Source organism: Amycolatopsis sp. NBRC 101858 (assembly GCF_030269325.1).
In the GTDB taxonomy this organism is placed as follows: Bacteria; Actinomycetota; Actinomycetes; order Mycobacteriales; family Pseudonocardiaceae; genus Amycolatopsis; species Amycolatopsis ponsaeliensis.
In genome coordinates, this window is record NZ_BSTD01000005.1 from 43,926 (window position 1) to 66,476 (window position 22,551).

Annotated in this window: 24 protein-coding genes and 2 tRNA genes; 16 read left to right on the top strand and 10 right to left on the bottom strand. The window is 68.8% G+C overall.

Annotated features, from left to right (window positions below):
* Positions 1-62 precede the first annotated feature (62 nt).
* On the top strand, positions 63-560 hold the full coding sequence (locus tag QSK39_RS34060) for an FBP domain-containing protein (protein WP_285481986.1): 498 nt from the start codon (positions 63-65) through the stop codon (positions 558-560).
* On the opposite strand, the gene QSK39_RS34065 is transcribed toward QSK39_RS34060, so the two are convergent.
* Together QSK39_RS34065 and QSK39_RS34070 are read right to left on the bottom strand one after the other, a co-directional pair.
* Entirely contained in the window at positions 557-1,369 is an 813-nt protein-coding gene (locus QSK39_RS34065; protein WP_285481987.1) for a class I SAM-dependent methyltransferase, read from the bottom strand. The two genes, QSK39_RS34060 and QSK39_RS34065, sit on opposite strands and share 4 nt — an antisense overlap.
* Positions 1,370-1,405: 36 nt before the next feature.
* A complete protein-coding gene (locus QSK39_RS34070) occupies positions 1,406-2,095 on the bottom strand; it encodes a FadR/GntR family transcriptional regulator (protein ID WP_285481988.1) in 690 nt (229 codons plus the stop codon).
* 44 nt (positions 2,096-2,139) lie between these two features.
* On the opposite strand from QSK39_RS34070, the gene QSK39_RS34075 reads away from it, so the two are divergent.
* From QSK39_RS34075 to QSK39_RS34085, 3 genes are all read left to right on the top strand, one after another.
* The gene (locus QSK39_RS34075) at positions 2,140-2,763 is read left to right on the top strand and encodes a GNAT family N-acetyltransferase (protein ID WP_285482833.1); all 624 of its coding nucleotides are present in this window, start codon (positions 2,140-2,142) and stop codon (positions 2,761-2,763) included.
* Positions 2,760-3,113 carry a VOC family protein gene (locus QSK39_RS34080; protein ID WP_285481989.1) on the top strand — a complete coding sequence of 118 codons (354 nt, stop codon included), beginning with the start codon at positions 2,760-2,762 and terminating at the stop codon, positions 3,111-3,113. Before QSK39_RS34075 ends, QSK39_RS34080 begins: the two co-directional genes overlap by 4 nt.
* Before the next feature lie 69 nt (positions 3,114-3,182).
* Complete coding sequence (locus tag QSK39_RS34085; protein WP_285481990.1) at positions 3,183-3,956, top strand: sulfite exporter TauE/SafE family protein; 774 nt, start codon at positions 3,183-3,185, stop codon at positions 3,954-3,956.
* On the opposite strand, the gene hisC is transcribed toward QSK39_RS34085, so the two are convergent.
* On the bottom strand, positions 3,946-5,001 hold the full coding sequence (gene hisC, locus QSK39_RS34090) for a histidinol-phosphate transaminase (RefSeq protein ID WP_285481991.1): 1,056 nt from the start codon (positions 4,999-5,001) through the stop codon (positions 3,946-3,948). The genes QSK39_RS34085 and hisC overlap by 11 nt on opposite strands.
* Before the next feature lie 145 nt (positions 5,002-5,146).
* Here hisC and QSK39_RS34095 point away from each other — a divergent pair, with 145 nt between their 5' ends.
* From QSK39_RS34095 to QSK39_RS34115, 5 genes are all read left to right on the top strand, one after another.
* A complete protein-coding gene (locus QSK39_RS34095; protein WP_285481992.1) occupies positions 5,147-5,776 on the top strand; it encodes a dienelactone hydrolase family protein in 630 nt (209 codons plus the stop codon).
* Between the two features lie 19 nt (positions 5,777-5,795).
* Entirely contained in the window at positions 5,796-7,775 is a 1,980-nt protein-coding gene (locus QSK39_RS34100) for an acetoacetate--CoA ligase (protein ID WP_285481993.1), read from the top strand.
* 37 nt (positions 7,776-7,812) lie between these two features.
* Complete coding sequence (locus QSK39_RS34105; RefSeq protein ID WP_285481994.1) at positions 7,813-9,528, top strand: phosphatidylglycerol lysyltransferase domain-containing protein; 1,716 nt, start codon at positions 7,813-7,815, stop codon at positions 9,526-9,528.
* A gap of 65 nt (positions 9,529-9,593) precedes the next feature.
* Positions 9,594-9,683 (top strand) — tRNA-Ser (locus QSK39_RS34110).
* A 46-nt stretch (positions 9,684-9,729) separates the two neighbouring features.
* Positions 9,730-9,803: transfer RNA gene (locus tag QSK39_RS34115), tRNA-Arg, on the top strand.
* Between the two features lie 50 nt (positions 9,804-9,853).
* Here the strand turns inward: QSK39_RS34115 and QSK39_RS34120 are convergent.
* Genes QSK39_RS34120 through QSK39_RS34130 form a run of 3 tightly spaced genes read right to left on the bottom strand, consistent with a single transcriptional unit; the run spans position 9,854 to position 11,174 of the window.
* Positions 9,854-10,231 carry a VOC family protein gene (locus QSK39_RS34120; protein ID WP_285481995.1) on the bottom strand — a complete coding sequence of 126 codons (378 nt, stop codon included), beginning with the start codon at positions 10,229-10,231 and terminating at the stop codon, positions 9,854-9,856.
* Entirely contained in the window at positions 10,228-10,584 is a 357-nt protein-coding gene (locus tag QSK39_RS34125; protein WP_285481996.1) for an SgcJ/EcaC family oxidoreductase, read from the bottom strand. The genes QSK39_RS34120 and QSK39_RS34125 overlap by 4 nt, the downstream gene beginning before the upstream one ends.
* Positions 10,581-11,174: a hypothetical protein gene (locus tag QSK39_RS34130; protein WP_285481997.1), complete on the bottom strand. Its 594-nt coding sequence runs from the start codon at positions 11,172-11,174 to the stop codon at positions 10,581-10,583. Before QSK39_RS34130 ends, QSK39_RS34125 begins: the two co-directional genes overlap by 4 nt.
* A gap of 85 nt (positions 11,175-11,259) precedes the next feature.
* Here QSK39_RS34130 and QSK39_RS34135 point away from each other — a divergent pair, with 85 nt between their 5' ends.
* The 3 genes from QSK39_RS34135 (at position 11,260) to QSK39_RS34145 (ending at position 15,395) form a co-directional block, all read left to right on the top strand.
* Complete coding sequence (locus QSK39_RS34135; RefSeq protein ID WP_285481998.1) at positions 11,260-12,222, top strand: LysR family transcriptional regulator; 963 nt, start codon at positions 11,260-11,262, stop codon at positions 12,220-12,222.
* A gap of 204 nt (positions 12,223-12,426) precedes the next feature.
* Positions 12,427-14,049, top strand: a complete 1,623-nt coding sequence (locus QSK39_RS34140; RefSeq protein WP_285481999.1) for a glycosyl hydrolase family 18 protein — start codon at positions 12,427-12,429, stop codon at positions 14,047-14,049.
* Positions 14,046-15,395: a cellulose binding domain-containing protein gene (locus QSK39_RS34145; protein ID WP_285482000.1), complete on the top strand. Its 1,350-nt coding sequence runs from the start codon at positions 14,046-14,048 to the stop codon at positions 15,393-15,395. The genes QSK39_RS34140 and QSK39_RS34145 overlap by 4 nt, the downstream gene beginning before the upstream one ends.
* Before the next feature lie 60 nt (positions 15,396-15,455).
* Here QSK39_RS34145 and QSK39_RS34150 read toward each other — a convergent pair whose 3' ends face one another.
* From QSK39_RS34150 to QSK39_RS34160, 3 genes are all read right to left on the bottom strand, one after another.
* Positions 15,456-15,659, bottom strand: coding sequence for a DUF6186 family protein (locus QSK39_RS34150; RefSeq protein WP_285482001.1), 204 nt, complete (start codon positions 15,657-15,659; stop codon positions 15,456-15,458).
* Positions 15,656-16,225, bottom strand: coding sequence for a hypothetical protein (locus QSK39_RS34155; protein ID WP_285482002.1), 570 nt, complete (start codon positions 16,223-16,225; stop codon positions 15,656-15,658). The genes QSK39_RS34150 and QSK39_RS34155 overlap by 4 nt, the downstream gene beginning before the upstream one ends.
* Positions 16,226-16,296: 71 nt before the next feature.
* Complete coding sequence (locus QSK39_RS34160) at positions 16,297-17,625, bottom strand: aspartate aminotransferase family protein (RefSeq protein WP_285482003.1); 1,329 nt, start codon at positions 17,623-17,625, stop codon at positions 16,297-16,299.
* 87 nt (positions 17,626-17,712) lie between these two features.
* Here QSK39_RS34160 and QSK39_RS34165 point away from each other — a divergent pair, with 87 nt between their 5' ends.
* From QSK39_RS34165 to QSK39_RS34175, 3 genes are all read left to right on the top strand, one after another.
* Positions 17,713-18,633 (top strand): LysR family transcriptional regulator, encoded by a 921-nt coding sequence (locus tag QSK39_RS34165; RefSeq protein WP_285482004.1) that lies wholly within the window; start codon positions 17,713-17,715, stop codon positions 18,631-18,633.
* An 89-nt stretch (positions 18,634-18,722) separates the two neighbouring features.
* Positions 18,723-19,508, top strand: a complete 786-nt coding sequence (locus tag QSK39_RS34170; RefSeq protein ID WP_285482005.1) for an HNH endonuclease — start codon at positions 18,723-18,725, stop codon at positions 19,506-19,508.
* A gap of 40 nt (positions 19,509-19,548) precedes the next feature.
* A complete protein-coding gene (locus QSK39_RS34175; RefSeq protein ID WP_285482006.1) occupies positions 19,549-20,556 on the top strand; it encodes a NaeI family type II restriction endonuclease in 1,008 nt (335 codons plus the stop codon).
* A 49-nt stretch (positions 20,557-20,605) separates the two neighbouring features.
* Here QSK39_RS34175 and QSK39_RS34180 read toward each other — a convergent pair whose 3' ends face one another.
* A complete protein-coding gene (locus QSK39_RS34180) occupies positions 20,606-21,862 on the bottom strand; it encodes a DNA cytosine methyltransferase (protein ID WP_285482007.1) in 1,257 nt (418 codons plus the stop codon).
* Positions 21,863-21,965: 103 nt separating this feature from the next.
* On the opposite strand from QSK39_RS34180, the gene QSK39_RS34185 reads away from it, so the two are divergent.
* Positions 21,966-22,454 carry a very short patch repair endonuclease gene (locus QSK39_RS34185; RefSeq protein WP_285482834.1) on the top strand — a complete coding sequence of 163 codons (489 nt, stop codon included), beginning with the start codon at positions 21,966-21,968 and terminating at the stop codon, positions 22,452-22,454.
* Positions 22,455-22,551: the final 97 nt, after the last annotated feature.

Consider the following 22,551-nt stretch of genomic DNA (forward strand, 5'->3'; position numbering starts at 1 on the left):
TGGTGATCGTACGGCCGAAAATGCGTGGCCACCGCCGGTGGCCGCTGGTTACCGTGCGGATCATGGAGCCACTCGGCCAGGAGGAGATCCGGGCCTCGTTCGTCAACTGCACCCGCGGCGAGGCCAAGGGCGTGACGCTGCCCGCCCGGCCCGAGGAAATCCCGTGGGACAAGCGGGAGTTCCTCGGCTGGCGCGACCCGAAGGCACCGGGGCGCGCCTACCTCGTGCTGCCGTACGGCGGTGAGGTGGTCGGGCTCGCCCTGCGTGCGGCCGCGCCGCCGAAGTCCCGGCTGCGCAGCAACATCTGCGGCTTCTGCACCACGACCCACGGGCTCGCCGACATCACGCTGTTCTCCGGCAAGCGCGCGGGAAAGGCCGGCCGCGAGGGCAACACGCTGGGCACCTACGCCTGCGGGAACCTGGCCTGCTGCCAGTACGTGCGTGGCGAGCTGAAGTCCGACGTGCCCCAGCCGTACGAGACGCTCACGCTGGAGGAACGCCTCGCGCGGCTGGAGGAGAAGCTGCACAAGTTCGTCGCGCGGGTGCTGGAGTCGCGTTAGAAGCGGTACCGCACGATGTGCGCCATCCGGGCCATCGCCGGGAAGTACTTCAGCAGCCGCAGCTGGAACCGGGTGAACGGCCGCAGCCGGGCCATCACCTCGGGCTGCGACCAGTGCGCGGCGTCCAAAGAGGACATCAAGTCGAGGCCGTAGCGCTCCAGCTCGTGCGGGTCGTCGATGCCCCACTTCAGGGTCGCCTTCGCGCGCCGGACCGGGGTGTTGAGCTTCTGCGCCTTGATGCCGAACTTGCTGAAGACGTCGCAGATCAGTTCGCCGGACGGGACCTTCGCGACCAGCCGGCGGACGAGCTCGGTGCCGTCCTCCGGGGTCAGGTACATGGTCAGGCCCTCGGCGACGATCAGCGCCGGGCGGTCCGATGGCACCTCGTCCAGCCAGACGAAGTCGGTCACCGACGTGCCGATGTTCGTGTGGTTCGGCGCCGCCGCGTAGAGCTTCTCGCGCAGCTCGACGACCTCGGGGTAGTCGACGTCGTACCAGTGGACGGTCTCCGGCGGGGCGAGGCGCTGGAAGCGCGTGTCCATGCCGCAGCCGAGGTGCAGGACGATCGCGTCGGGGTGCTGCCGCAGGTAGTCGGCGGCCCATTCGTCGATCGGCTTCGCGCGCAGGACGACGCTCACCGCGCTGTCGCGGGTGATCCCCAGCTTGGCGAAGTCGTAGTCGATCTGCCGGACGGCTTCGTCGGCGGCGTGGTCGCCGAGCACCGGGTCGGCCTCGCGGCTGTCGAGTGCGCGGCCGTACAGCGTGGCCAGCATGGTGGCTTTCTCTTCGGTGAAGTGCACCTTCTCCATCACGACCCCCAAAAGTTTCACAATGTTGTGAAAAGTTTAGCGCTCTTCGGGGTGGGCGGCGAAGTCGTGCGCGTAGATCTTGGCGTCCACCAGGTGTTTCAGGGTCAGCTCGCGGGCCGCGGCGGGGTCGGACCGGCGGATGGCGTCGAGGATGGCGCGGTGGTCGTCGACGGCTTTGCGGATCTGGCCGGGCAGCCGCAGCGCCGCCCGCCGCTCCTCGCCGACCAGGGCGAGCACGGACCGCAGCAGCCCGGCGACGTCGTCGTTGCCGGCGTTCTGCGCGATCACCCGGTGGAACTCGGCGTCGGCGGCGATGACGTGCAGCATGTCGCCGTCTTCGGCGGCCTGCGCCATTTCGGCGACGTTGTCCTCGAGCCGGCTCACGGTCTTCGCGGTCGCGTGCCGCGCGAGCCGTTCGGCGAGGGTCGGCTCGACGGTCGCGCGCAGGTCGAAGAGCTTTTCGACGAGCTGGTCGTGCTCGGTGAACCAGGTGCGCAGCGGCTGTTCCTGCTGCTCGCGGACGTAGGTGCCGGAGCCGGCGCGGATCCGGACGTAGCCGATGGAGTCGAGCACGCGCAGCGCCTGCCGCAGCGACCCGCGGCTGATGCCGAGGTCCTCGCACAGGACGCGTTCGGCGGGCAGCCGGGAGCCCGGCGGCAGCTTCCCGGAGTCGATCAGCGACCGCAGCCGGTCGACGGTCGCGCTCCAGACCTGCTCGGTGTCCACGGCGCCCATCCTCTCAGCTCCGGAAACTGTCGGGGGTGGCTGTCATGATCACCGGCATGGACATCCTGGGGGCGTGGGTGCGCGGCTGGGCGGTGTCGCGCGCGGTGCCGCCGCCGGTCACGGAGCCGGACGGCTACCGCGTCGACGTCGGCTTGCCCTGGCACCGCGTCCGCTACCTGCTGCGGTCACCGTCGGCGGTGGCCGCGCGGGCCCGGACGGTGGCGGCGCCGGGCACGTGGCTGAAGACGTGCGGCTCGCGGGCCGAGGTGCTCGCGGGCTTGACGACGGAATGGGAGGTGGGGGCGACGGAGTACCTGATGGCGTTCGACGGCGCCGTACCGCGGGCTGAGGTCCCGGCGCCTTACGAGGTGACGCTGACCGGCGAGGGCCCGCTGTGGGAGGCGGCGGTGACCGCGTCGGGCGCACCGGCGGCGCGCGGCTGGGTCGCGGTGGACTCGGGGGTCGCGGTGTTCGACCGGATCGTCACGGAGCCCGAGCACCGCCGCCGCGGCCTGGGCCGCGTGGTGATGCACCGGCTGGGCGCCGCGGCCGGTGCGGAGTCGAGCGTCCTGCTGGCTTCGGAGGCCGGGCGCGGGCTGTACGCGTCGCTCGGCTGGCGGGTGGTGTCCGAAGTGGTGCCCGCCCACGTACCGGAAGGAACGGAATGACCGCACGGTTCAAGGACCTCGCGCTCGACGCGACCGACCACCAAGCCCTGGCGGACTGGTGGTGCCGCGCCATGGGCTACGTTCGCCGGGACTCGCTCACCGGCGACACGCGGCCGGACGACTGGCCCGTCCCGATCGTCGACCCCGACGGCAACGGCCCGCTGATCTGGCTCAACCCCGTCCCGGAGCGGAAGACGGTCAAGAACCGCATGCACCTGGACGTCTTCGGCGACCCGGCAGAGCTGGCGGAACTGGGCGCAACGCTGATCCGCACCCGCGACGCCGACATCGACTGGGAGGTGATGGCGGACCCGGAAGGCAACGAGTTCTGCGTCTTCACGCCGCGGTGAGTGTCTGCCCAGACACATCCGCGTCGCGGGAGCGGCCCACGATGCTTAGGGTCAGCACGTGAGTGCTTCATGACGTGGTGGCATGCGGCGATCATCGTGGTCGCCGGTATCTGGGCGGGGACCATCAACGCCGTCGTCGGGTCGGGGACGCTCGTCACCTTCCCCGTTCTCGTCGCGCTGGGCTATCCGCCCGTTACGGCGACGACGTCCAACGCGATCGGCCTCGCGCCCGGCACCCTCAGCGGTGCCTGGGGCTACCGGCACGAGCTCACCGGCTACTGGCGGCAGGTCGCCCAGTTCGCCGTCGCGTCGTTCCTCGGCGCGATCGGCGGCACGATCTTGCTGCTCTCCCTGCCGAAGGACGCCTTCGAAGCCGTCGTCCCGGTGCTCGTCGGGCTCGCCGTGATCCTCGTGATCGTGCAGCCCAAGGTGTCGAAGTGGGTCGCGAAGCGCCGCGAAGGCAACGGCGAAGAGCACAAAGCCGGCCCGCTGCTGATGTTCTTCATCTTCCTCATCGGCATCTACGGCGGGTACTTCACCGCCGCGCAGGGCGTGATGCTGATGGCCGTCATGGGGATGCTGCTGTCCGAACCGCTGCAGAAGCTCAACGGCGTCAAGAACGTCCTCGCCGCCGTCGTCAACGTCGTCGCCGGGGTGATCTACGCGTTCGTCGCGCCGATCAGCTGGCCCGTCGTTCTCTGGCTGGCCGTCGGGTCGACCGCCGGCGGCTTCCTCGGCGCGAAGATCGGCCGGAAGCTGCCGCCGGCGGTGCTGCGCGGCGTGATCGTCGTGATCGGCGTCGCCGCCGTGATCCAGCTGGTGGTCAAGCAGTTCAGCGGCTGAAGTCGCGCGCCGCGGCCAGGAAGAGGTCGTTCTCCTCGCGGGTCCCGATGGTCACGCGCACGCCGTCGCCGGCGAACGGGCGCACCACCAGCTTGCGGTCCAGCGCGTGCTCGGCGAACGGCACCGCCTGGTCACCCAGGGGCAGCCAGACGAAGTTCGCCTGCGTCTCGGGCACCCGGTAACCGGCCTCGAGGAGCGCGTCCCGCACCCGCCCGCGCTCGGCGACGATCTCCTTGCAGCGCTCCAGCAGCTCGTCGGCCGCGTCGAGCGACGCCAGCGCCGCGACCTGGGCCAGCATGTTCACCGAGAAGGCGACGTACACCTGGCGAAGCGCGTCGGCGATGGCCTCGGGCGCGACGGCGTAACCCACGCGAAGCCCCGCGAGGCCGTACGCCTTCGAGAACGTGCGCAGCACCATGACGTTCGAGCGCGTCCGCGTGTACTCGACGCCGTCGGGCACCTCGGCGTCGGTGACGAACTCCTTGTACGCCTCGTCCAGCACCACCAGCACGCGCTGCGGGACCGCGTCGAGGAAGCGTTCGAGCTCGGCGCGGCGGATCGCCGTGCCGGTCGGGTTGTTGGGGTTGCAGACGAAGACCACGCGCGTCCGGTCGGTGATCGCCGCGAGCATCGCGTCGAGGTCGAGCTCCTGGCCCTCGGTGATCGGGACCTTCACGGACACGGCGTTCGCCACCTGCGTGACGATCGGGTAGGCCTCGAACGAGCGCCAGGCGAAGATCACCTCGTCGCCGGGGGCGCAGACCGCCTGGATCGTCTGCTGGCACAGGGAGACCGAGCCGCAGCCGATGGCGACGCGCTCCACCGGCACGTCCAGCTCGCGGGCCAGCCGCTCGCGCAGCGCCTGCGAGCCGGTGTCCGGGTAGCGGTTGATGCCCGCCGCGGCCTCGGCGATCGCCTGCGCCACGCTCGGCAGGGCGCCGCCGGGCACCTCGTTGCTCGCCAGCTTGATGGCGCCTTCGATCGTCCGGCCGGGAATGTATTTCGGCAACGATTCGAGATCGGCACGCGGGGACACGGACGACATCTTCGGCGCTCCTCGGATTGAACGGGACGACCCGGCCACCGTATCTTTTCCGTGCGCCGCCCCGCGACTCCCTTCAGGCGGTATGTGACCGGCCGGGCTGCCAGAATGGCTTCCCGCCGTTCACCTCCAAGTGATTGAGTGACGTATGACGTCGACCAGCACCGTGGACTACCAGCGCACCGACGGCCGAGCCCTCCGCCTGACCTTCTCGGAACCCGAGGGCGCGCTACGCGGCGGTTTGGTGGTCCTGCACGAGGCGGACGGGGTCACCGACGGCGTCAAGATGCTGCTCGCCAGCCTCGCCCTCGAAGGCTGGCTGACCGTCACCCCGCACCTCGAAAACGCGGAGCTGACCCAGCGGGACCTGCTCGACGCGACGGACATCACACTCGCCTGGCTCGTCGACCGCGGCGTCCAGGCCGACCTGCTCGGCGTCATGGGTTTCGACCTGGGCGGCACCGCGGCGCTCGTCGTCGCCTCGCACCGCCGGCTGGGGGCCGCCGTCAGCGTCGGCGGGCAGCAGGCCGCCGAACTGCCCGCGCTGGTCGAGATCGCCGGGAAGCTCACCAGCCCGTGGCTCGGCATGTACGGCGACGAGGGTGACGAGGCCGGCGGCGTCGAGGTCGAGCGCCTGCGCGATGCCGCGGCGTCGGCGAAGGTCGCCACGAACGTCGTCCACTACCCGGGCGCGAACCACCGCTTCGACGCCGACCCGGGCGCGGCCGCGGAGGCCTGGCAGCGCACCCTGAATTGGTTCGACGCGCACCTGCGCTAGGCGGGATTACGCTCGTGACGTGACGCACACCGCCGACGCCCCCGAAGTGCTCTGGCGCCCTGAGCCGAGCCACGTTGCCGACACCAAGATCGAAGCCTTCCGCCAGTGGCTGCGTGCCGAACGCGGCGTCGAGGTGGACGACTACCGCTCGCTCTGGGAGTTCTCGGTCGAGCGCGGTCCGGACTTCTGGACGGCGGTCGCGGACTTCCTCGGCGTCCGCTGGCACGACCAGCCGGGCGAGGTGCTCTCGGGTGAGATGCCGGACGCGGTGTGGTTCGAAGGCGCCACGCTGAACTACGCCGAGCACGCGCTCACCCCCGGTGTCGCCGGTGCCGCGAAGGGTGACGACGAGACGGCGGTGATCTTCCACCGCGAAGATGGCTTCGCGGACCACCTGACGTACGGCGAGCTCCGCGCCCAGGTCGCCGCGGCGCGGGCGGGCCTGCTCGAACTCGGTGTCGGCAAGGGCGACCGCGTCGTCGCGCTGGCCCCGAACTGCCCGCAGACGCTGGTCGCGTTCCTCGCCGCGGCGAGCATCGGGGCGATCTGGTCGTCGTGCTCGCCGGACTTCGGCGTCCGCGCGGTCGCGGACCGCTTCGTGCAGATCGAGCCGAAGGTGCTCTTCGCGGTCAACGCCTACGCGTACAACGGCCGCCGGTTCGACATCCGGACGACGGTCGCCGACCTGCAGGCGAAGCTGCCGTCGCTGGCCGCGACCGTGCTCGTCCAGTACGTCGGCGAAGGCCGGATGGACGGCGCGCTCGACTGGGCGGAGCTGCTCGCGAAGCACGAGGGCTCGCCGCTGCTGTTCGAGCCGGTCGAGTTCGCGCACCCGCTGTGGGTGCTCTACTCCTCCGGCACCACCGGCCTGCCGAAGGGCATCGTGCACGGCCACGGCGGCATCACGCTGGAGCACCTCAAGGCCCTCGCGCTGCAGACCGACCTCGGGCCGGGCGACCGCTTCTTCTGGTTCAGCACCACCGGCTGGATGATGTGGAACTTCCTCATCTCCGGCCTGCTGGTCGGCACGACGATCGTGCTCTACGACGGCAGCCCCGGGTACCCGGACCTCAACGCGCTCTGGCACCTGGCCGAGCAGCACCGCGTGACGTACTTCGGCACGTCGGCGCCGTTCATCCAGAGCTGCCTGAAGGCCGGCATCAAGCCCGCCGAGCGCTACGACCTGACGGCGTTGCGCGCGCTCGGCTCCACCGGGGCGCCGCTGAGCGTCGAGGGCTTCCGGTGGATCGTGAACGAGGTCGGCAAGAAGGTGCAGATCTGCTCGGTCTCCGGCGGCACCGACCTCTGTGCGGCGTTCGTCGCGTCGGCGCCCGACGTGCCGGTGTGGCTGGGGGAGCTGTCCTGCCCGGCGCTGGGCGCCGCGGTCAACGCGTTCGACGAGGCCGGCAACGCCGTCGTCGAGCAGGTCGGCGAGCTGGTCATCACGAAGCCGATGCCGTCGATGCCGGTGTTCTTCTGGAACGACCCGGACGGCTCACGCCTGCGTGAGGCGTACTTCGAGATGTACCCGGGGTTGTGGCGCCACGGCGACTGGATCCGCGTCACCGGCCGCGGCTCGGCGGTGATCTACGGCCGCAGCGACTCGACGCTCAACCGCGGCGGCGTCCGGATGGGCACGGCGGAGTTCTACCGGGTCGTCGAGGGCTACGACGAGGTCGCGGATTCCCTGGTCGTGGACACTTCGGCGGCCGGGAACGACGACGGGCAGCTGATCTGTTTCCTGGTGCTCGCCGACGGCGTCGAGCTCGGCGACGTCGAGCCCCGGCTGAAGAAGGAGCTCCGTAGCGCGCTGTCACCGCGGCATGTACCCGATCGGTTCGTAGTGGTTCAGGAGATTCCTCGTACCTTGAACGGTAAGAAGTGTGAGGTACCGGTGAAGAAGATTCTCGCCGGTGTGGCTCCCGACCGGGCCGTCAGCCGTGACGCGCTGGCGAACCCGGCGGCGTTGACGCCGTTCGTGGAGCTCGCCGGGGGGTAGATGGGGGAAGCATGATCGTCCACAACGGGTTGCACAGGTGGTGACGGGGACCCGCGCGCAGACCACCTGGCGGGTGGCGGGAGCCACCACCGTGGGGGTGATCACCTGGGTGACCCGGCTGGCGGGACTGATGACGCTCGTGTCGGTCCTGGTGCCCGCCGGGCGCCGGAACCTGCGCGGGCACCTGTCGGAGTGGCTGGAGCTGCCGCAGGAGGCGACGGTCGCGGCGGCGACCGTCGCGCTGGTCACGGGCGTGCTGCTGGTGCTGCTGGCCGCGGGCCTGCGCCGCCGCAAGCGCCGGGCCTGGCAGCTGGCGGTCGGCGCGACGGTGCTGCTCACGGTGTCGCACATCGGGCTCCGGCACGTTTTCGGCGCCGGGATGGTGTCGGTCGTGCTGCTGGTCGGCCTGATCGCGAGCCGGCGCTACTTCGTCGCGAAGCCGGACCCGGTGGTCGGCCGCTGGCGCGCGGTGCGCGTGTTCCTGCAGCTGGCGCTGGCCGGGTTCGCGATCAACGTCATCCTGCTGTCGGTGGCGTCGCGCGCGGTCCTGGAGCCGATGAGCTTCCCGGACCGGCTGGCCGAGTCCGCGCTGGCGCTGGTCGGGGCGAGCGGGCCCGCCGTGTTCCACCAGATGTGGCTGGAGGACCTGACCGCGGCCGTCGGCCTGCTGTTCGGGCTCGCCGCGATCCTGGTCTCGGCGTACTTCCTGCTGCGCTCGGCCGAGCCGGCGCCCCGGCTGTCCGACGACGAGGTCGCCCGCTTGCGCAAGCTCTTGGACGACCACGGCGAACGGGACTCCCTCGGCTACTTCGCGCTGCGGCGGGACAAGTTCGCGGTGTTTTCGCGGACCGGCAAGGCCGCGGTCACCTACCGCGTGATCGCCGGGGTGGCGCTGTGCTCGGCCGACCCGCTCGGCGACCACGAGGCGTGGCCGGGCGCGATCGAGGAGTACCTGGAGGTCTGCCGGCGCAACGGCTGGGTCCCGGCGGCGATGGGCGTCTCGGAGCTCGGCGCGACGGTCTGGGCCCGCTTCGGCCTGGAGGTCCTGGAGATCGGCGACGAAGCGGTCGTCGACGTCGAAGGGTTCACCTTGGACGGACGCGTCATGCGCGGCGTCCGCCAGGCCGCGGCCCGCACGAAGCGCGCGGGCTACAAGGTGCTCGTGCGCCGGGCCGAGGACCTGCGTCCCGGTGAGCTGGCTGAGCTGGAGGTCCTCGCCGCGAACTGGCGCGGCACGGACACCGAGCGCGGGTTTTCGATGGCGCTGGGCCGCATGGGCGACGCGGGTTCGGTGCTGGTGACGGCCGAGCAGGGCGGCCGCGTGCGCGGCGTGCTCCAGTTCGTGCCGTGGGGCTCGACGGGCCTTTCGCTGGACGTCATGCGCCGCGACCGCACGGCCGACAACGGCGTCAACGAGCTGATGATTTCGGAGCTCCTGCTGGCGGCGGAGAGGCACGGCATCGAGCAGGTGTCGCTCAACTTCGCGGCGTTCCGGGCGTTGATGGAACAGGGCCAGCGCATCGGCGCCGGCCCGGTCGCCAAGACGGCGGCGAAGGTGCTCCACTTCTTTTCGCGCTGGATCCAGATCGAGACGCTGTTCAAGTTCAACGCGAAGTTCCAGCCGCGCTGGGTGCCGCGGTATCTGGTGTACCCGGGAGTGCGCGAACTGCCCCGCGTCGGCATCGCGACGTTCGAGGCGGAGGGCCTCGGCGGCCGCTCTCCACGCCTGCTCAGACTGCTGCGGCGGGCGTGAGGGGGGTGCTGTCGGAGGGTGATCGGGGGGTGTGTAACCTATCTGAGCAGTGGTCGTTGGGCCCAGGAGGCTTCGCCTAGTCTGGTCTATGGCGCCGCACTGCTAATGCGGTTGGGGGTAACCCCCCCTCCCGGGTTCAAATCCCGGAGCCTCCGCTGGTACCCGGTTCGCCGGGTGCTAGGTTAGAGAACAACTGAACACGCGCCCGTAGCTCAGCTGGATAGAGCATCTGACTACGGATCAGAAGGTCAGGGGTTCGAATCCCTTCGGGCGCACGTCTGGTTGAGACAGCAAAGGCCCCTCCGGTTCGCCGGAGGGGCCTTTCTCATGCTTCCACGCCGGGTGGCAGGAATCCGTGTTCGGAAAGGTCGAACCAGTTCCCCTCCGGGTCGATCGCGCGGTACTCGGCGAACGGGCGGTCGCCGCCGCGCAACGCCGGGCGGGGGACTCCCGCCTCCGCCAAGCGGGAAGCCACCGCCGGGATGTCCGGGACCTGGAAGCCGAAGTGGTTGAAGCCCGCCGGGACGTCTCCGTCGAGGTTTTGCTGGATCAGGGCCAGGTTGAGGTAGCCGTCGGTCACGAAGTGGCTGCCGTCGGGGTCGGTGTGGAACAGCTCCATCTCGAACTGCGTGCAGTAGAACTCGGCCATCTGCTGGGCGTTCTGGACGACGAACGCCAGGTGGCGCAGCCGGGGGCGGGTCATGCGGCAGGTCCTTTCGGGATCATGTTGTGGAACGCGACGATCTCGCCGTCGCGGACGATTGCCTGGGCGTGGGTCAGCACGCCCGCCGGGGCGATCTCGGACGTTGCGTGCACCAGGGCGAGTTCCGGTGCCAGCGGGCGGATCAACGTCACCGACGCCGACAGCGCCGTGCCGCGGTAGGCCGTCGTGAACAGCTTCGCGTGGCTCGCTTCGACCGCGTCGCGTCCGGAAAGGGCTTCGCCGCGGACGTTCACGAAGTCGACGTCGGCCGCGAACACCGATGCGAAGAGCGCCGCGTCGCCCGCGGCCCAGCCGGCCGTCATCGTCTGCCACAGCTGCGGGATGGCGGTCACGCGCTCACCAGCCCCGCCGAGGCGTGGACGCGCAGGGAAAGCGGTGCGCAGTCGCCGTCCCACGCCGCCAGTGAGTAGTAGAAGCCGCCGTGCTGCTTTTCCAGGTAGCACACGACGTTCAGCGGCCAGCCCGCGCTGCGGAACACGTACTCGTCCATCGGCGTCGGCCGGTCGCTCAGCGGCCGGCCGCGCTCGCACTCCGGCCCGAGCCGGTGCCAGTCCGGGTGCAGGTGGATCGACCCGAGGACGTCCAAGCCGCGGCCGGCCGCCTCCCTCGTGATGCGCAGGAGGTCGTCGGGGGCGAGCCACCAGGCGCGGACCGCGTTTTCGTACGCCGAGCCGAACCGCGGCACGATCGTGCGCGCGAACTCCTCGCGTGCGCTCGGGTCGGTCGTGCGGGCGTTGCGGCCGAACGCGATCTCCGACACCAGCACCGCGTCGTCGGCGATGGTCCCGGTGAGGACGCCGAAGCACGGTCTCGGCGCTTCCGGCGTGATGAACGCGTATTCGGCGGCGGCCGCGTCCAGGAACCGGCGCAGCACCTCGTCGGAGAACAACACCGGCAGCGCCGGCGAATCCAGGACTGTCACGCGGAGGAACGTAATGGCCACCGCGCGCGACGACCATGGTCCACACGACCATCGGCCCTATTGCAACGGGCGATAACGTTCCGGGATGCGCCTGGAGATCCGGCACCTCGAGCTCGTCGTCGAGATCGCCGAGGCGGGCAGCCTGCGCCGGGCCGCCGCGCGGCTGCACCTGAGCCAGCCCGCCGTGACGACGCAGCTCAAGCGCATCGAAGAGTTCGTCGGGGGCGCGCTGTTCATCCGCTCCGCCGACGGCGTCGTCCCCACGCACACCGGCACCGAACTGGTCCGCGACGCGCGCAACCTGGTGCGGCAGTTCGCCGCGCTGCAGCGCACGGCCCGCGCCAACGCCCAACGCGAAGCCGGTGCGCCGGTCAAGGTCGGCGGGATCCCGGCGCAGCAGTTCAGCCTCCTGGTCAACGCGCTGACGGCGAGGCTGCCCCGGCGCGAGGTCACCAGCCGGACGATCCGCGAGACCGGCACGCTCACCGCGCTGCTCGCTTCCGGCGAGCTTGACATCGCTGTCATGCGGGCGTTCCCGGGCTTCCCGCTGACACCGCCCGAAGGCGTGGAGCACCGGTTGCTGCTGCGGGAGCCGTTCTTCATCGGCGTCTCCCGGCGGCACGCCCTGGCCGACCGCGGGCGTGTCGACCTCGCCGATCTCGCGGACGAGAAGTGGGTCATGCCCGATCCGGACGACAGCGGGATGAACGAGTACTTCGCCCGCGTCTGCGCGTCGGCGGGCTTCGACCAGCGCATCGCGCACCTGACGAACGAGGCGCACGTCGCCTTCGCGCTCACCGCGGAGGACCGCGGCATCTGCCTGCTCTACCCGATCGGCACGGCCCGCGACGGCCTCGCGATGCTGTCGCTGGCCGGCACCCCGCTGCACCGCGAGCTCGTCCTCGCGTGGCGCACGGACTCGCCACTGGCCACCCTGGTCGACGAGCTCTGCGCCGACGTCCGCCGTGAGTACCTCGCCCTGGTCGAGGCGGCGCCGTTCTACCGGAAATGGTGGCACGGCGGCGGGGCCGGGTTCGCCCTGCCGTGACCGCGTTCGGCTGCTTTGCGTAACTGGACTGGACCAGTGAACACGCCAACGTCTCAGCTGGTCACCCACCGTTCACCACTCTCCGTGGTCGTGCTTCCCTAATTGGTCTGGACCACGTAACGTCTTCGCAAACGGCGCAAAAACACCACCCCGGTCCCCGCCTGGTGGTACCGCCGTCCCCCGCACCTGGTTCAAGGGAGAGCGATGTCCAGAAAGAGATGGCACCTCCTCGGTTTGTTCACCGCGGTCGGCGCGATCGCGATAGGTCTCGTGACCGTGCCGGCGAACGCCGCCGGCGGTGTCAGCGCCAGCTTCACGAAGGGCTCCGACTGGGGCACCGGCTACGAAGGCAAGTACACGATCAGCAACGGCTCCGGCTCGACGCTGGCCGCTTGGACGGTCGAGTTCGACCTCCCGTCCGGCGCGAAGATCGGCTCCCTCTGGGACGGCAGCTACACCGCGTCCGGCCAGCACGTCACCGTCAAGAACAGCTGGAACGGCAACGTCGGCAACGGCTCGACCGCGAGCTTCGGCTTCAACGTCAGCTACTCCGGCACCTACTCGGCGCCGTCGAACTGCAAGCTCAACGGCGGTTCCTGTGACGCCGGCGGTGGCACCCCGACCACCACGCCGACGACCCCGACGCAGCCGACCACCACCCCCACGACGCCGACCACGCCCCCGACGACCACCACGCCGCCCCCGCCGGGTGGCCTGAAGAACGTCGGCTACTTCGTGCAGTGGGGCGTCTACGGGCGCAACTACCACGTCAAGAACATCGAGACGTCGGGCTCGGCGAGCAAGCTGACGCACATCAACTACGCGTTCGGCAACGTGAAGAACGGCCAGTGCACGGCGAACGACGACCCGTACGCCGACTACCAGAAGACCTACGACGCCTCGACGAGCGTCGACGGTGTCGCCGACACCTGGGACCAGCCGGTGGCCGGCAACTTCAACCAGCTGCGCAAGCTGAAGAAGCTGCACCCCGGGCTCAAGGTGATCTGGTCGTTCGGCGGCTGGACCTACTCCGGCGGCTTCGGCCAGGCCGCGCAGAACGCCGCCGCGTTCGCGCAGTCCTGCTACAACCTGCTGAAGGACCCCCGCTGGGCCGACATCTGGGACGGCATCGACATCGACTGGGAGTACCCGAACGCGTGCGGCCTGAGCTGTGACACCAGCGGTGCCGCGGCCTACAAGAACCTGATGTCCGCGCTGCGGTCGAAGTTCGGTTCGTCGTTCCTGGTCACCTCGGCCATCTCGGCGGACGGCACCAACGGCGGCAAGCTCGACGTCGCCGACTACGCGGGCGCCGCGTCGTCCGTCGACTGGTTCAACGTCATGACCTACGACTACTTCGGCGCCTTCGCCCCGCAGGGCCCGACCGCCCCGCACTCGCCGCTGACGTCGTACTCGGGCATCCCGACGCCGGGCTTCTACTCCGACGCCGCGATCCAGAAGCTCAAGAGCAAAGGCGTTCCGTCGAGCAAGCTGCTGCTGGGCATCGGCTTCTACGGCCGCGGCTGGACCGGCGTCACGCAGAGCACGCCGGGCGGCACGGCGACCGGGCCGGCGGCGGCCACGTACGAGCCGGGCATCGAGGACTACAAGGTCCTCAAGAACACCTGCCCGTCGACCGGCACGATCGCCGGCACCGCGTACGCGAAGTGCGGCAGCAACTGGTGGAGCTACGACACCCCGGCGACCATCGGCGGCAAGATGAGCTACTCCAAGCAGCAGGGCCTCGGTGGCGCCTTCTTCTGGGAGCTGTCCGGTGACACCACCGGCGGCGAGCTCATCACCGCGATGAAGAACGGCCTGTCGTGAGGCGCCGGTGGTTGCCCGCACTGGGGCTGGCGGCCGCGGCCGCCACGATCGGCGCGGTGTTCGTGATCGCGCCGGCGAACGCGGCGGGCGGCGTGTCCGCGACCTTCTCGAAGGGCTCCGACTGGGGCACCGGGTACGAGGGCAAGTACACGATCGCCAACGGCTCGGGCTCGACGCTCGCGACGTGGACCGTCGAGTTCGACCTGCCGTCGGGTGCGAAGATCTCCTCGCTGTGGGACGGCAGCTACACGGCGTCCGGCCAGCACGTCACGGTGAAGAACTCGTGGAACGGCAACGTCGGCAACGGCGGTAGCGCGAGCTTCGGTTTCAACGTGGCGTACTCGGGTTCGTACGTCGCGCCGTCGAACTGCAAGCTCAACGGCGGGTCGTGTGCGGCCGGGGGGACACCCCCCACCACGACACCGCCGCCTACGACGACGCCCCCGCCCACGACCACCCCGCCGCCGGGCACCGGTGGCAAGGGCGCGCCGTACCTGTACATGGGCTGGGGCAGCCCGCCGAACCCGCAGACGGTGATGAGCGCGACCGGCGTCAAGTGGTTCACCATGGCGTTCATCAACGCCTCCGGTGGCTGCAACCCGGCGTGGGACAGCAGCCGTCCGCTCTCGGGCAGTGCCGACGCCACCGCGATCTCGCAGATCAAGGCGGCGGGCGGCCAGGTCGTCCCGTCGTTCGGCGGCTGGAGCGGCAACAAGCTGGGCCCGAACTGCTCGACGCCCCAGGCGTTGGCGGGTGCGTACCAGCAGGTGATCAACGCCTACGGGCTGAAGGCGATCGACATCGACATCGAGAACTCCGACGAGTTCGAGAACGAGGCCGTGCAGGACCGCATCCTGAACGCGCTGAAGATCGTCAAGCAGAACAACCCGGGCGTGCAGACGATCCTGACGTTCGGCACGTCGACGACCGGCCCGAACTACTACGGCAACCGGCTCATCGACCAGTCGAAGGCCCTCGGCGCGAACGTGGACGTGTACACGATCATGCCGTTCGACTTCGGCGGCGGCTCGAACATGTACGCCAGCACGACGAGCGCGGCGAACGGCTTGCGCGACAAGCTGAAGTCGACGTTCGGGTGGAACGACGCCACGGCGTACAGCCACCTGGGCATCTCGGGCATGAACGGCCTGTCCGACCAGCAGGAGCTGACCGACCTGTCGACCTGGACCCAGATCACGAACTGGGCCAAGTCGAACAAGATCGGCCGCCTGGCGTTCTGGTCGGTCAACCGCGACCGTGGCTGCCCCGACGGCGGCGTGCAGTCGGCCTGCAGCGGGATCGCCCAGAACGACTGGGACTTCACCAAGGTGACGGCGGGCTTCTGACGTCGTCGTGAATGACGGCCTCCTTGCCGGCTCCCCGGGCCGGCAAGGAGGCCTTTTCGTTCACTTCCCCACGAAGAAGTGCCAGCCCACCCACCACCAGGCCAGCACGAAGGCGATCCGCGCGCTCCGCCGGCGCATCACCACGGCCAGCACGCTGGTCAGCTTGGGGACCCGCTTCGGCCACACGTGGCTCGCGATGCCCAGCCCGATCGCCGCCAGGACGATCAGGCCGAAGCCCAGCTCCGTGATGATCCGGGTACTCAAGACCGCCTCGCCGTGGCCGCCGCGCGCAGCATCGCCAGGCCCGCCGCCAGCCAGCCCGTGATCGCCAGCGCCTGGACGATCCGGCTGGTCAGCAGCGGGTCGACCAGGTCGCTCATCGTCGGGTGGGTCTCCGACAGCCCGCCCGCCGCCTGCTCGTAGACGAACGACAGCAGCTCCCACGCGCACCAGCTCAAGGCCACCGCGGACCACAGCCACGCCCGGTGCGGCACCGGCCGGTCGGCCGGCAGCGACGGGTCGCGCCACTCCTCGGCCAGCGCGACCAGGCCGATCGCCGAGATCGCGACCGCCACCGGGACGCTGTCGCGGCCGAACGCCAGCACCAGCAACCCCGCCGCGACCACCGCGAACCCCGGTACCCGGAACGGCTGCCCGAGTTCCGCGATCTCCGGGTGCGGCCGTTCGGTGATCAGGAGGACCAGCGTGACCGCCAGGAAGATCAGCGCGTCCGCGGGGGCGCCCCGGATCCAGTGCGCGATCGCCGCGAGGGTGAGCGCGATGACCGGCAGGTCGACGGTGAGCGAGCGACTGGGAAGGCCGAGAGCCATGGGAAGCTCCTTCGCGACAGGTCCTTGTCATTGCTAACAAAAAACGTCGCGCCTGGCCAGGGGATTCCGGTTCAGAGCGTCTTGACGGCGTCCCCGATCGCCTCGTCGAGGATCGCCAGGCCCAGCTCCAGTTCCTCTTCGGTCGCCGTCAGCGGTGGTGCGATCCGGAAGACCCCGCCCATTCCGGGCAGCTGCACGATGTTCATGTGCAGCCCGAGCTCGAGGCAGCGCGCCGTGACGCGGGCGCCCAGCTCGTCCGAACTGCGCTTGGTTTCCCGGTCGACGACCAGTTCCAGCCCGGCCAGCAGGCCGCGGCCGCGGATGTCGCCGACGACCTCGTGCCGGTGGGAGATCCGCTCGAGGCCGTGGCGCAGCAACGAACCCAGCTGGAGCGCGCGCTCGTCGAGGTGGTCGCGGGTCAGGACGTCCAGGACCGTGTTGCCGACCGCCGCCGGGAGCGGGTCCGCGACGTGCGTGGTGAAGAACAGGAACCCGCGCTGGTGCGCCTCTTCCTCGATTTCGGCGCTCGTCAGCACCGCCGCGAGGGGCAGCCCGGCGCCGAGCGTCTTCGACAGCGTCAGGATGTCCGGGACGACGCCGTCGCGCTCGAACGCGTACCAGTTCCCGGTGCGGCAGAGCCCGGTCTGGGCCTCGTCGAGGATCAGCAGCATGCCGCGTTCCCGGCACTTCTCCTGCAACGCGGCGAAGTAGCCGACGGGCGGCTCGATGATGCCGCCGGAGCTGAGGATCGGCTCGACGATGCACGCGGCGAGGCTCCCGACCGACTGCGCGTCGATCATCTCGAACCCGAAGTCGAGCTGGCGCCGCCAGTCGAGGTTACCGGCGGCGTCGGTGAAGTCCGGCCGGTACGCGTTCGGCGCGGGGATGGCGAAGTTGCCGGGCGCGGCGGGCCCGTACCCCTTGCGGCCGGCGCTGTAGGTGGCGTTCGCCGCGGCCTGCGTCATGCCGTGCCACGACCGCGCGAACGAGACGATCTCGTGCTTGCCGGTGACGAGCTTCGCCATCCGGAGGGCGGCTTCGTTGGACTCCGCGCCGGTGGTCAGGAGGAGCGCCTTCTCCAGCGGCGCCGGGAGCGTCTCGGCGAGGCGCCGCGCGAGGTCGACGACCGGGCGGCTCAGCATGCCGCTGAACAGGTGGTCGAGCTTCGCGGCTTGCCGCCGGACGGTGTCGACGATCTCCGGGTGCGAGTGCCCCAGGATCGCGCTCATCTGGCCGGAGGTGAAGTCGAGGATGCGGCGGCCGTCTTCGGTGAAGACGAAGCTGCCTTCGGCGCGGTCGATGATCTCGTGGGTGAAGGCGCCGCCGTAGCGCACCAGGTGCTTGTCGGCGTCGGCCCAGAAGACGTCTGCGGAGGTGGTCTCGGAAGTCGGAGCAGCCATGCCTTCGACGGTAAGTCCGGTTCGAGCGACACGTCCAGCTCACGATTCCGGCTGTCCTGTTCGGATTTTCCGTACAAGAATGGGGCGATGCTGAACCCGTGGCGCCTGCGGCTGCTGAGCCGGCTCGACACCCTGGGGACGGTCCGCGCGGTGGCGCAGGACGCGAACCTCAGTGCGTCGAGCGTGTCGCAGCAGCTGGCCGTGCTCGAAGCGGAAACCCGCACCCAGCTGCTGGAACGCACGGGTCGCCGAGTCCGCCTGACGCCGGCGGGCCTGATGCTGGCCCGGCGCGCGCGGGCGATCCTCGACCACATGGACACGGTCGAGGCGGAGCTGCGCACCCTCGGCGAGGAGCCGGTCGGCCAGGTCCGACTGGGCGCGTTCCAGAGCGCGATCCACACGATGGCCGTCCCGGCGGTGACCCGGCTGGCGGGCGCGTACCCGCACCTGGAGGTCGAGCTGCTGGAGCTGGAGCCCCACGAGAGCATCCCGGCCCTGCGCGGCGGCGACGCGGACGTGATCATCACGACGACGGACTTCGTGCAGCTGCCGCTGGGCCCGGACCTCGACATCGTCCCGCTGGCGACGGACCCGATCGTGCTGGTGACGTCCGCGGAGGGCCCCCGCGGGCCGGTTTCGCTGTCCGCCTTCGCGGACTCACCGTGGGCGCTGGACGTGCCGCGCTCGTACATGGCGAACCTGACGCTGCGCCTGTGCCGCGAGTCGGGTTTCGAGCCGCGGGTGGTGTGCCGGTTCAGCAATTACTTGATGACGTTGCAGCACGTCGAGGCGGGGTTGTCGATCGCGTTGCTGCCGGAGCTGGCGGTGGACCGGAGGTACCGCGTGTCGACGCGCGAGCTGGCCTCCCCGGTGACCCGCACGATCGCGGCGGTGGTCCGGAGCGGAACACCGTTGCGCGCGGGGGTGAACGTGGTCCTCGACGCCCTGCGGCAGCCACCGGACCTCCCGGCACTGGCCCCGTGGGTCGATAGCGGCGCAGAGCGTTGAGTCCTGGCGATGACTGCATTCCGTACAAATGCGATCTCGTAGGGTAATCAATCGTGTCGGCTGACGGGATTGCTGGTAGATCTCTATGAGTGCAGGGGAGTCAACGTTCCTATCCGTCCACGGCCTACGCCTCAGATGGATGTCTTTGGTGGCAGCTGAAGTTCAAGCCCGGAAGCAAGCAGCCGTTCGGTGACGAGCAGAAACTGGCCGCATGGCTCGCGTTCAACTGTGAGCTGGGTGACACCATCACGATGCGGCAGCTTCGTGTCGCCCTCGGCGAGGAGGACCGTCCGAACGCGGCGGAGCATCTGAACCGACGCTTGCGAGTCCTCAGGCAGCGCGACGGCTGGGAGATCCCGTCGGCGAGAGATGACGGCTCGCTCGGTCACGACGAGTATCGCCTCGATGCCAAGGGCTGGCACCCAGGCTCAGGAAAGCCCAGGCCGAAGCTCGAAACTCCTTCCGATAGCATTCGCCGTCAAGTCTTCGAGAGGGATGGGCGGACCTGCGTCGTCTGCGGCATCGCCGCGGGGGAATGCTACGACGACCGGCCGGAGAGGCGAGCGCGTGTGACTCTCGGTCACCGTGTGCCTGGCAAGCGACTTCATCGCGGCGCTTCGGTCGATGAGCTGCAGACCGAATGTGCCCGCTGCAATGAGACAGTGCGCGATGAGCTGCCGAACCCGATAACGCTGCCGGAAATCCTCCCGCGGATCCGGAAGCTGCCGCGGGCAGACAAGCGAACACTGTTGAACTGGCTTCATGCTGGAGAACGAGCCCGGAGCAACCTGGATTTGCTGTACGCGGATATACGCCGCCTATCGGCCACTGAACAAATAGGAATGATCGACGATCTCGAGAAGGGGGCTGGCTGACTCATGATTAGCGCTGGTCGCAAAGGAAAGGGTGCTGGTCATGAGTGACGAGGGCGGCGATGGCCTTCTTCTGATCGCCGGACCTCCGGCCAGGGGTGAAGATGACGAGCTGGACACAGTGGAAGATCATCTGGTCCGGCTCGATCCGGCGGGCGCGCGAGTCGGTGCGGTCCTGCGGGACACCTACGATCAGCTCCTCGACGGCCGACGCAGCGGGAGGTGGGACTACCGTGACCTGCGCAAGACCGAAAAAATTCACATGGGCACGCTGGTTGAGATCAATCTTCATCGCGAGTTCGACTTCGATGACGGGGATGCGACTGATTACAAGATCGCTGGAGTCGAGGTTGACTGCAAATTCTCCCAGCGAGTTGGAGGCTGGGAGGTTGGCCCCGAGCTCGTCGGAAAGATATGCCTGGTCCTCTGGGCCGACGACCTCAAGGGTGAGTGGCGCGCGGGTTTGGTTCGAATGACCCAAGATAGGCTTCGGGCTGGCATGAATAGAGATGCCAAGAGGACATTGAATCAGCTGGGCCGGGAAAAGGTCCGGTGGTTGTGGAAGGAGGCGGATCGCCTGCCGTCGAACGTTCTGCTTCACATGGAGCCGGGCAAGCGCGAGAGGATAATGAACGCGCGGGCCCAGCGGGGTGACCGTCACGGGCAAGCGCGGTTGTTCCAGTTGTGCCGGGAGTGGCACGACAAGGTGATTACGCGAGCGACGGTTGAGACAGTTGGCTGGGGCCTTGATGATCCGCTGAAGCGAATGCGGAGCAATGGTGGGGCTCGCGATGCGCTCCGAGACGAGGGTTTGCTTGTGCTCGGGCATCAGGACAACGATCCCGCGGTTATAGCTGCCCTCGGTTTGCCTCAGCCCAAGAAGGGTCAGTTCGTCGTTACGCGCGTAGTGCCCGCGGAGTCAGGCGTCCAGCCTGCTGCTGAGATCAGTGGAAAACGTTGGCGTTGCGCGAAGGAATCCGATCCGATCGTTGCCGCCCCCGTCGTTCCCCGAAAGCCTGTAGCTATCCAGAAACGGGGAGGGATTGATTGATGCTTCCGGTGGCCTGGACGAAGTGCTGAATCCAGACCACCGGTGGTGATCAGCTGATTCTGGCGCGGTTTTTGAGGAACACTTCGTGACGGCCATGGTCGTCTTGGCCGGTGAAAGCTTTGAATTCGCCGAGCTCGTACCGGGGTATGTTGTTCTTGACTTCAATCTTGATTTCGAAGTCCGCACTGAGCATTGTGATCCGCTTCTCGACCTCGCCGAGATCGAGAGGTTCGCCCTTGGCGTTCAAAATTCGATCTGCGCGAATCGACCCGTTGGCGTTCTTCAAGGCCTTGTACACGGGGTCGTGCTCGACAGTTTCGCGTGCTTCTGGAGTGCCGTCGTGTTCGAGGGCGGCGTAGATGGATCTTCCCACGGCCTCCGCCACGGGCGGCGGGAAGGCGTTACCGATCTGCCGGTAGCGGGAAGTCTTCTTTCCTTCGAAATCCCATTCTCCCTCGCCGGGGAAGCCTTGGATGAGGGCAACCATCTCCGTGGTCAGCTTTGGGCCGACGTCGAACTCGTCGTCGACGCCCGGGGGTTCGTTGGCCACCCCCAGAGCGTCCACTCCCAGCTGCGCCCACGCGCGCTTCGCTCGCGTGGGACCAAGGTCGGCACCGCCGTGCTTCTTTGATCCCCCCACGATGGTGGGGGCGATCTTGTTGGCTGCAGCTGCCCACTCGTCTGCGTACTTCCATTTCCTGGAAGCCATGAGGTCACGCAGCGTCGTACCGACGGTCGGCGCGTCCTCTTGCGGCTGCGGCCAGCGGAAGTAGGCAGCATCCTCTGGCCTGAGAGCAACCAGGACAAAGCGTGGGCGCAGTTGAGGAACCCCGAAGTCGGACGCCTGAAGCAGGCGCCACTCCCCGACGTAGCCATACTCGGCCAGCTCGTCCAGAACATGCTGCCGGTAGCCGGCAAACCTTGGCAGGCTCAGCCCTCGGACGTTCTCCAGGAGGACCGCTCGCGGTTTGATGACCTCGACTTGCTTGATCGCCCAGGCGAAGAGGTCTCGCTCGTCGTTGGCTCCGAGTTGCTTGCCTGCGATGGTGAAAGGCGGGCACGGAACGCCGCCCGCCAAGAGATCGACCTCGCCAGCGTAGTGCCGTGGTTCCCACACGCTGGGATCCGCAACGTCGCCGACCGCGACTTTGGCGTCGATCTCGAGCTTCGTGCTGAAGTTCGTCTCGAGCGTCTTGGCGGCCGTTGCGTCGAGCTCAATGGCCAGTTTGTGTTTGAAGCCAGCGCGATGAAGCCCGAGAGCCTGGCCGCCAGCTCCGGCGCAGATCTCGATGACGTTGTACTTCATGTGTGGTGCCTTCCAGGTGGAGCGAGCTCGCGCGCAGTCCTCGTCCGGTATCTTCCCTCACGGACTGGTGGCTCGGCTTGATTGGGTCGTGTGAGTGGTGAGCGTGTCGTCACGTGGCAGCGGAGATGCCCGGGAGCGTGCGCATGCGAAGGGCCTTTACCCGGCACCTTCGAGCGAGGGACGCTCGCGGAACATGCGAGCAAATCGGCGGGCTGACACGAAGCCGGAAGTGGCATTGCGTAGCGCTCTGCATCGGCTCGGTTACCGCTATCGCAAGGACTTCCGACTCGACCTGCCGGACGGCGTGCGAGTCCGGCCTGACGTTGTCTTCACGGCCAAGAAGGTCGCCGTCTTCGTGGATGGATGCTTCTGGCACGTCTGCCCTCAACATGGCAGGCAGCCGACGTCGAACGAGTGGTACTGGACACCCAAGCTGCGCCGGAACGTCGAGCGCGATGAGGTCGCCAACGAAGCCCTGGTGCAAGCGGGATGGCGCGTTGTGCGCATCTGGGAACACCTGCCTCTTGACGACGCTGTCGCCGCGGTAGCCGCTGCAATCGAACACGTGTACGACAGTAGGGCCGAGGGCTGACAAAAACGGGGGTCTCCACCGCAGGGTCACCGGAAAGGGTGGCGTTCACGGGACGGTCCGGGAGTCCTCGACGTTGGCGGACCAAGGGCGCAGACTG

Coding starts and splice junctions, on each gene's coding strand:
- QSK39_RS34080 (WP_285481989.1), top strand. CDS start 2,760: ATGACCGCACGGTTCAAGGACCTCGCGCTCGACGCGACCGACCACCAA.
- QSK39_RS34155 (WP_285482002.1), bottom strand. CDS start 16,225: ATGGCTCTCGGCCTTCCCAGTCGCTCGCTCACCGTCGACCTGCCGGTC.
- hisC (WP_285481991.1), bottom strand. CDS start 5,001: ATGTCGTCCGTGTCCCCGCGTGCCGATCTCGAATCGTTGCCGAAATAC.
- QSK39_RS34135 (WP_285481998.1), top strand. CDS start 11,260: ATGCGCCTGGAGATCCGGCACCTCGAGCTCGTCGTCGAGATCGCCGAG.
- QSK39_RS34075 (WP_285482833.1), top strand. CDS start 2,140: ATGATCACCGGCATGGACATCCTGGGGGCGTGGGTGCGCGGCTGGGCG.
- QSK39_RS34160 (WP_285482003.1), bottom strand. CDS start 17,625: ATGGCTGCTCCGACTTCCGAGACCACCTCCGCAGACGTCTTCTGGGCC.
- QSK39_RS34060 (WP_285481986.1), top strand. CDS start 63: ATGGAGCCACTCGGCCAGGAGGAGATCCGGGCCTCGTTCGTCAACTGC.
- QSK39_RS34120 (WP_285481995.1), bottom strand. CDS start 10,231: ATGACCCGCCCCCGGCTGCGCCACCTGGCGTTCGTCGTCCAGAACGCC.
- QSK39_RS34180 (WP_285482007.1), bottom strand. CDS start 21,862: ATGAAGTACAACGTCATCGAGATCTGCGCCGGAGCTGGCGGCCAGGCT.
- QSK39_RS34175 (WP_285482006.1), top strand. CDS start 19,549: ATGAGTGACGAGGGCGGCGATGGCCTTCTTCTGATCGCCGGACCTCCG.
- QSK39_RS34095 (WP_285481992.1), top strand. CDS start 5,147: ATGACGTCGACCAGCACCGTGGACTACCAGCGCACCGACGGCCGAGCC.
- QSK39_RS34085 (WP_285481990.1), top strand. CDS start 3,183: ATGACGTGGTGGCATGCGGCGATCATCGTGGTCGCCGGTATCTGGGCG.
- QSK39_RS34165 (WP_285482004.1), top strand. CDS start 17,713: ATGCTGAACCCGTGGCGCCTGCGGCTGCTGAGCCGGCTCGACACCCTG.
- QSK39_RS34140 (WP_285481999.1), top strand. CDS start 12,427: ATGTCCAGAAAGAGATGGCACCTCCTCGGTTTGTTCACCGCGGTCGGC.
- QSK39_RS34065 (WP_285481987.1), bottom strand. CDS start 1,369: ATGGAGAAGGTGCACTTCACCGAAGAGAAAGCCACCATGCTGGCCACG.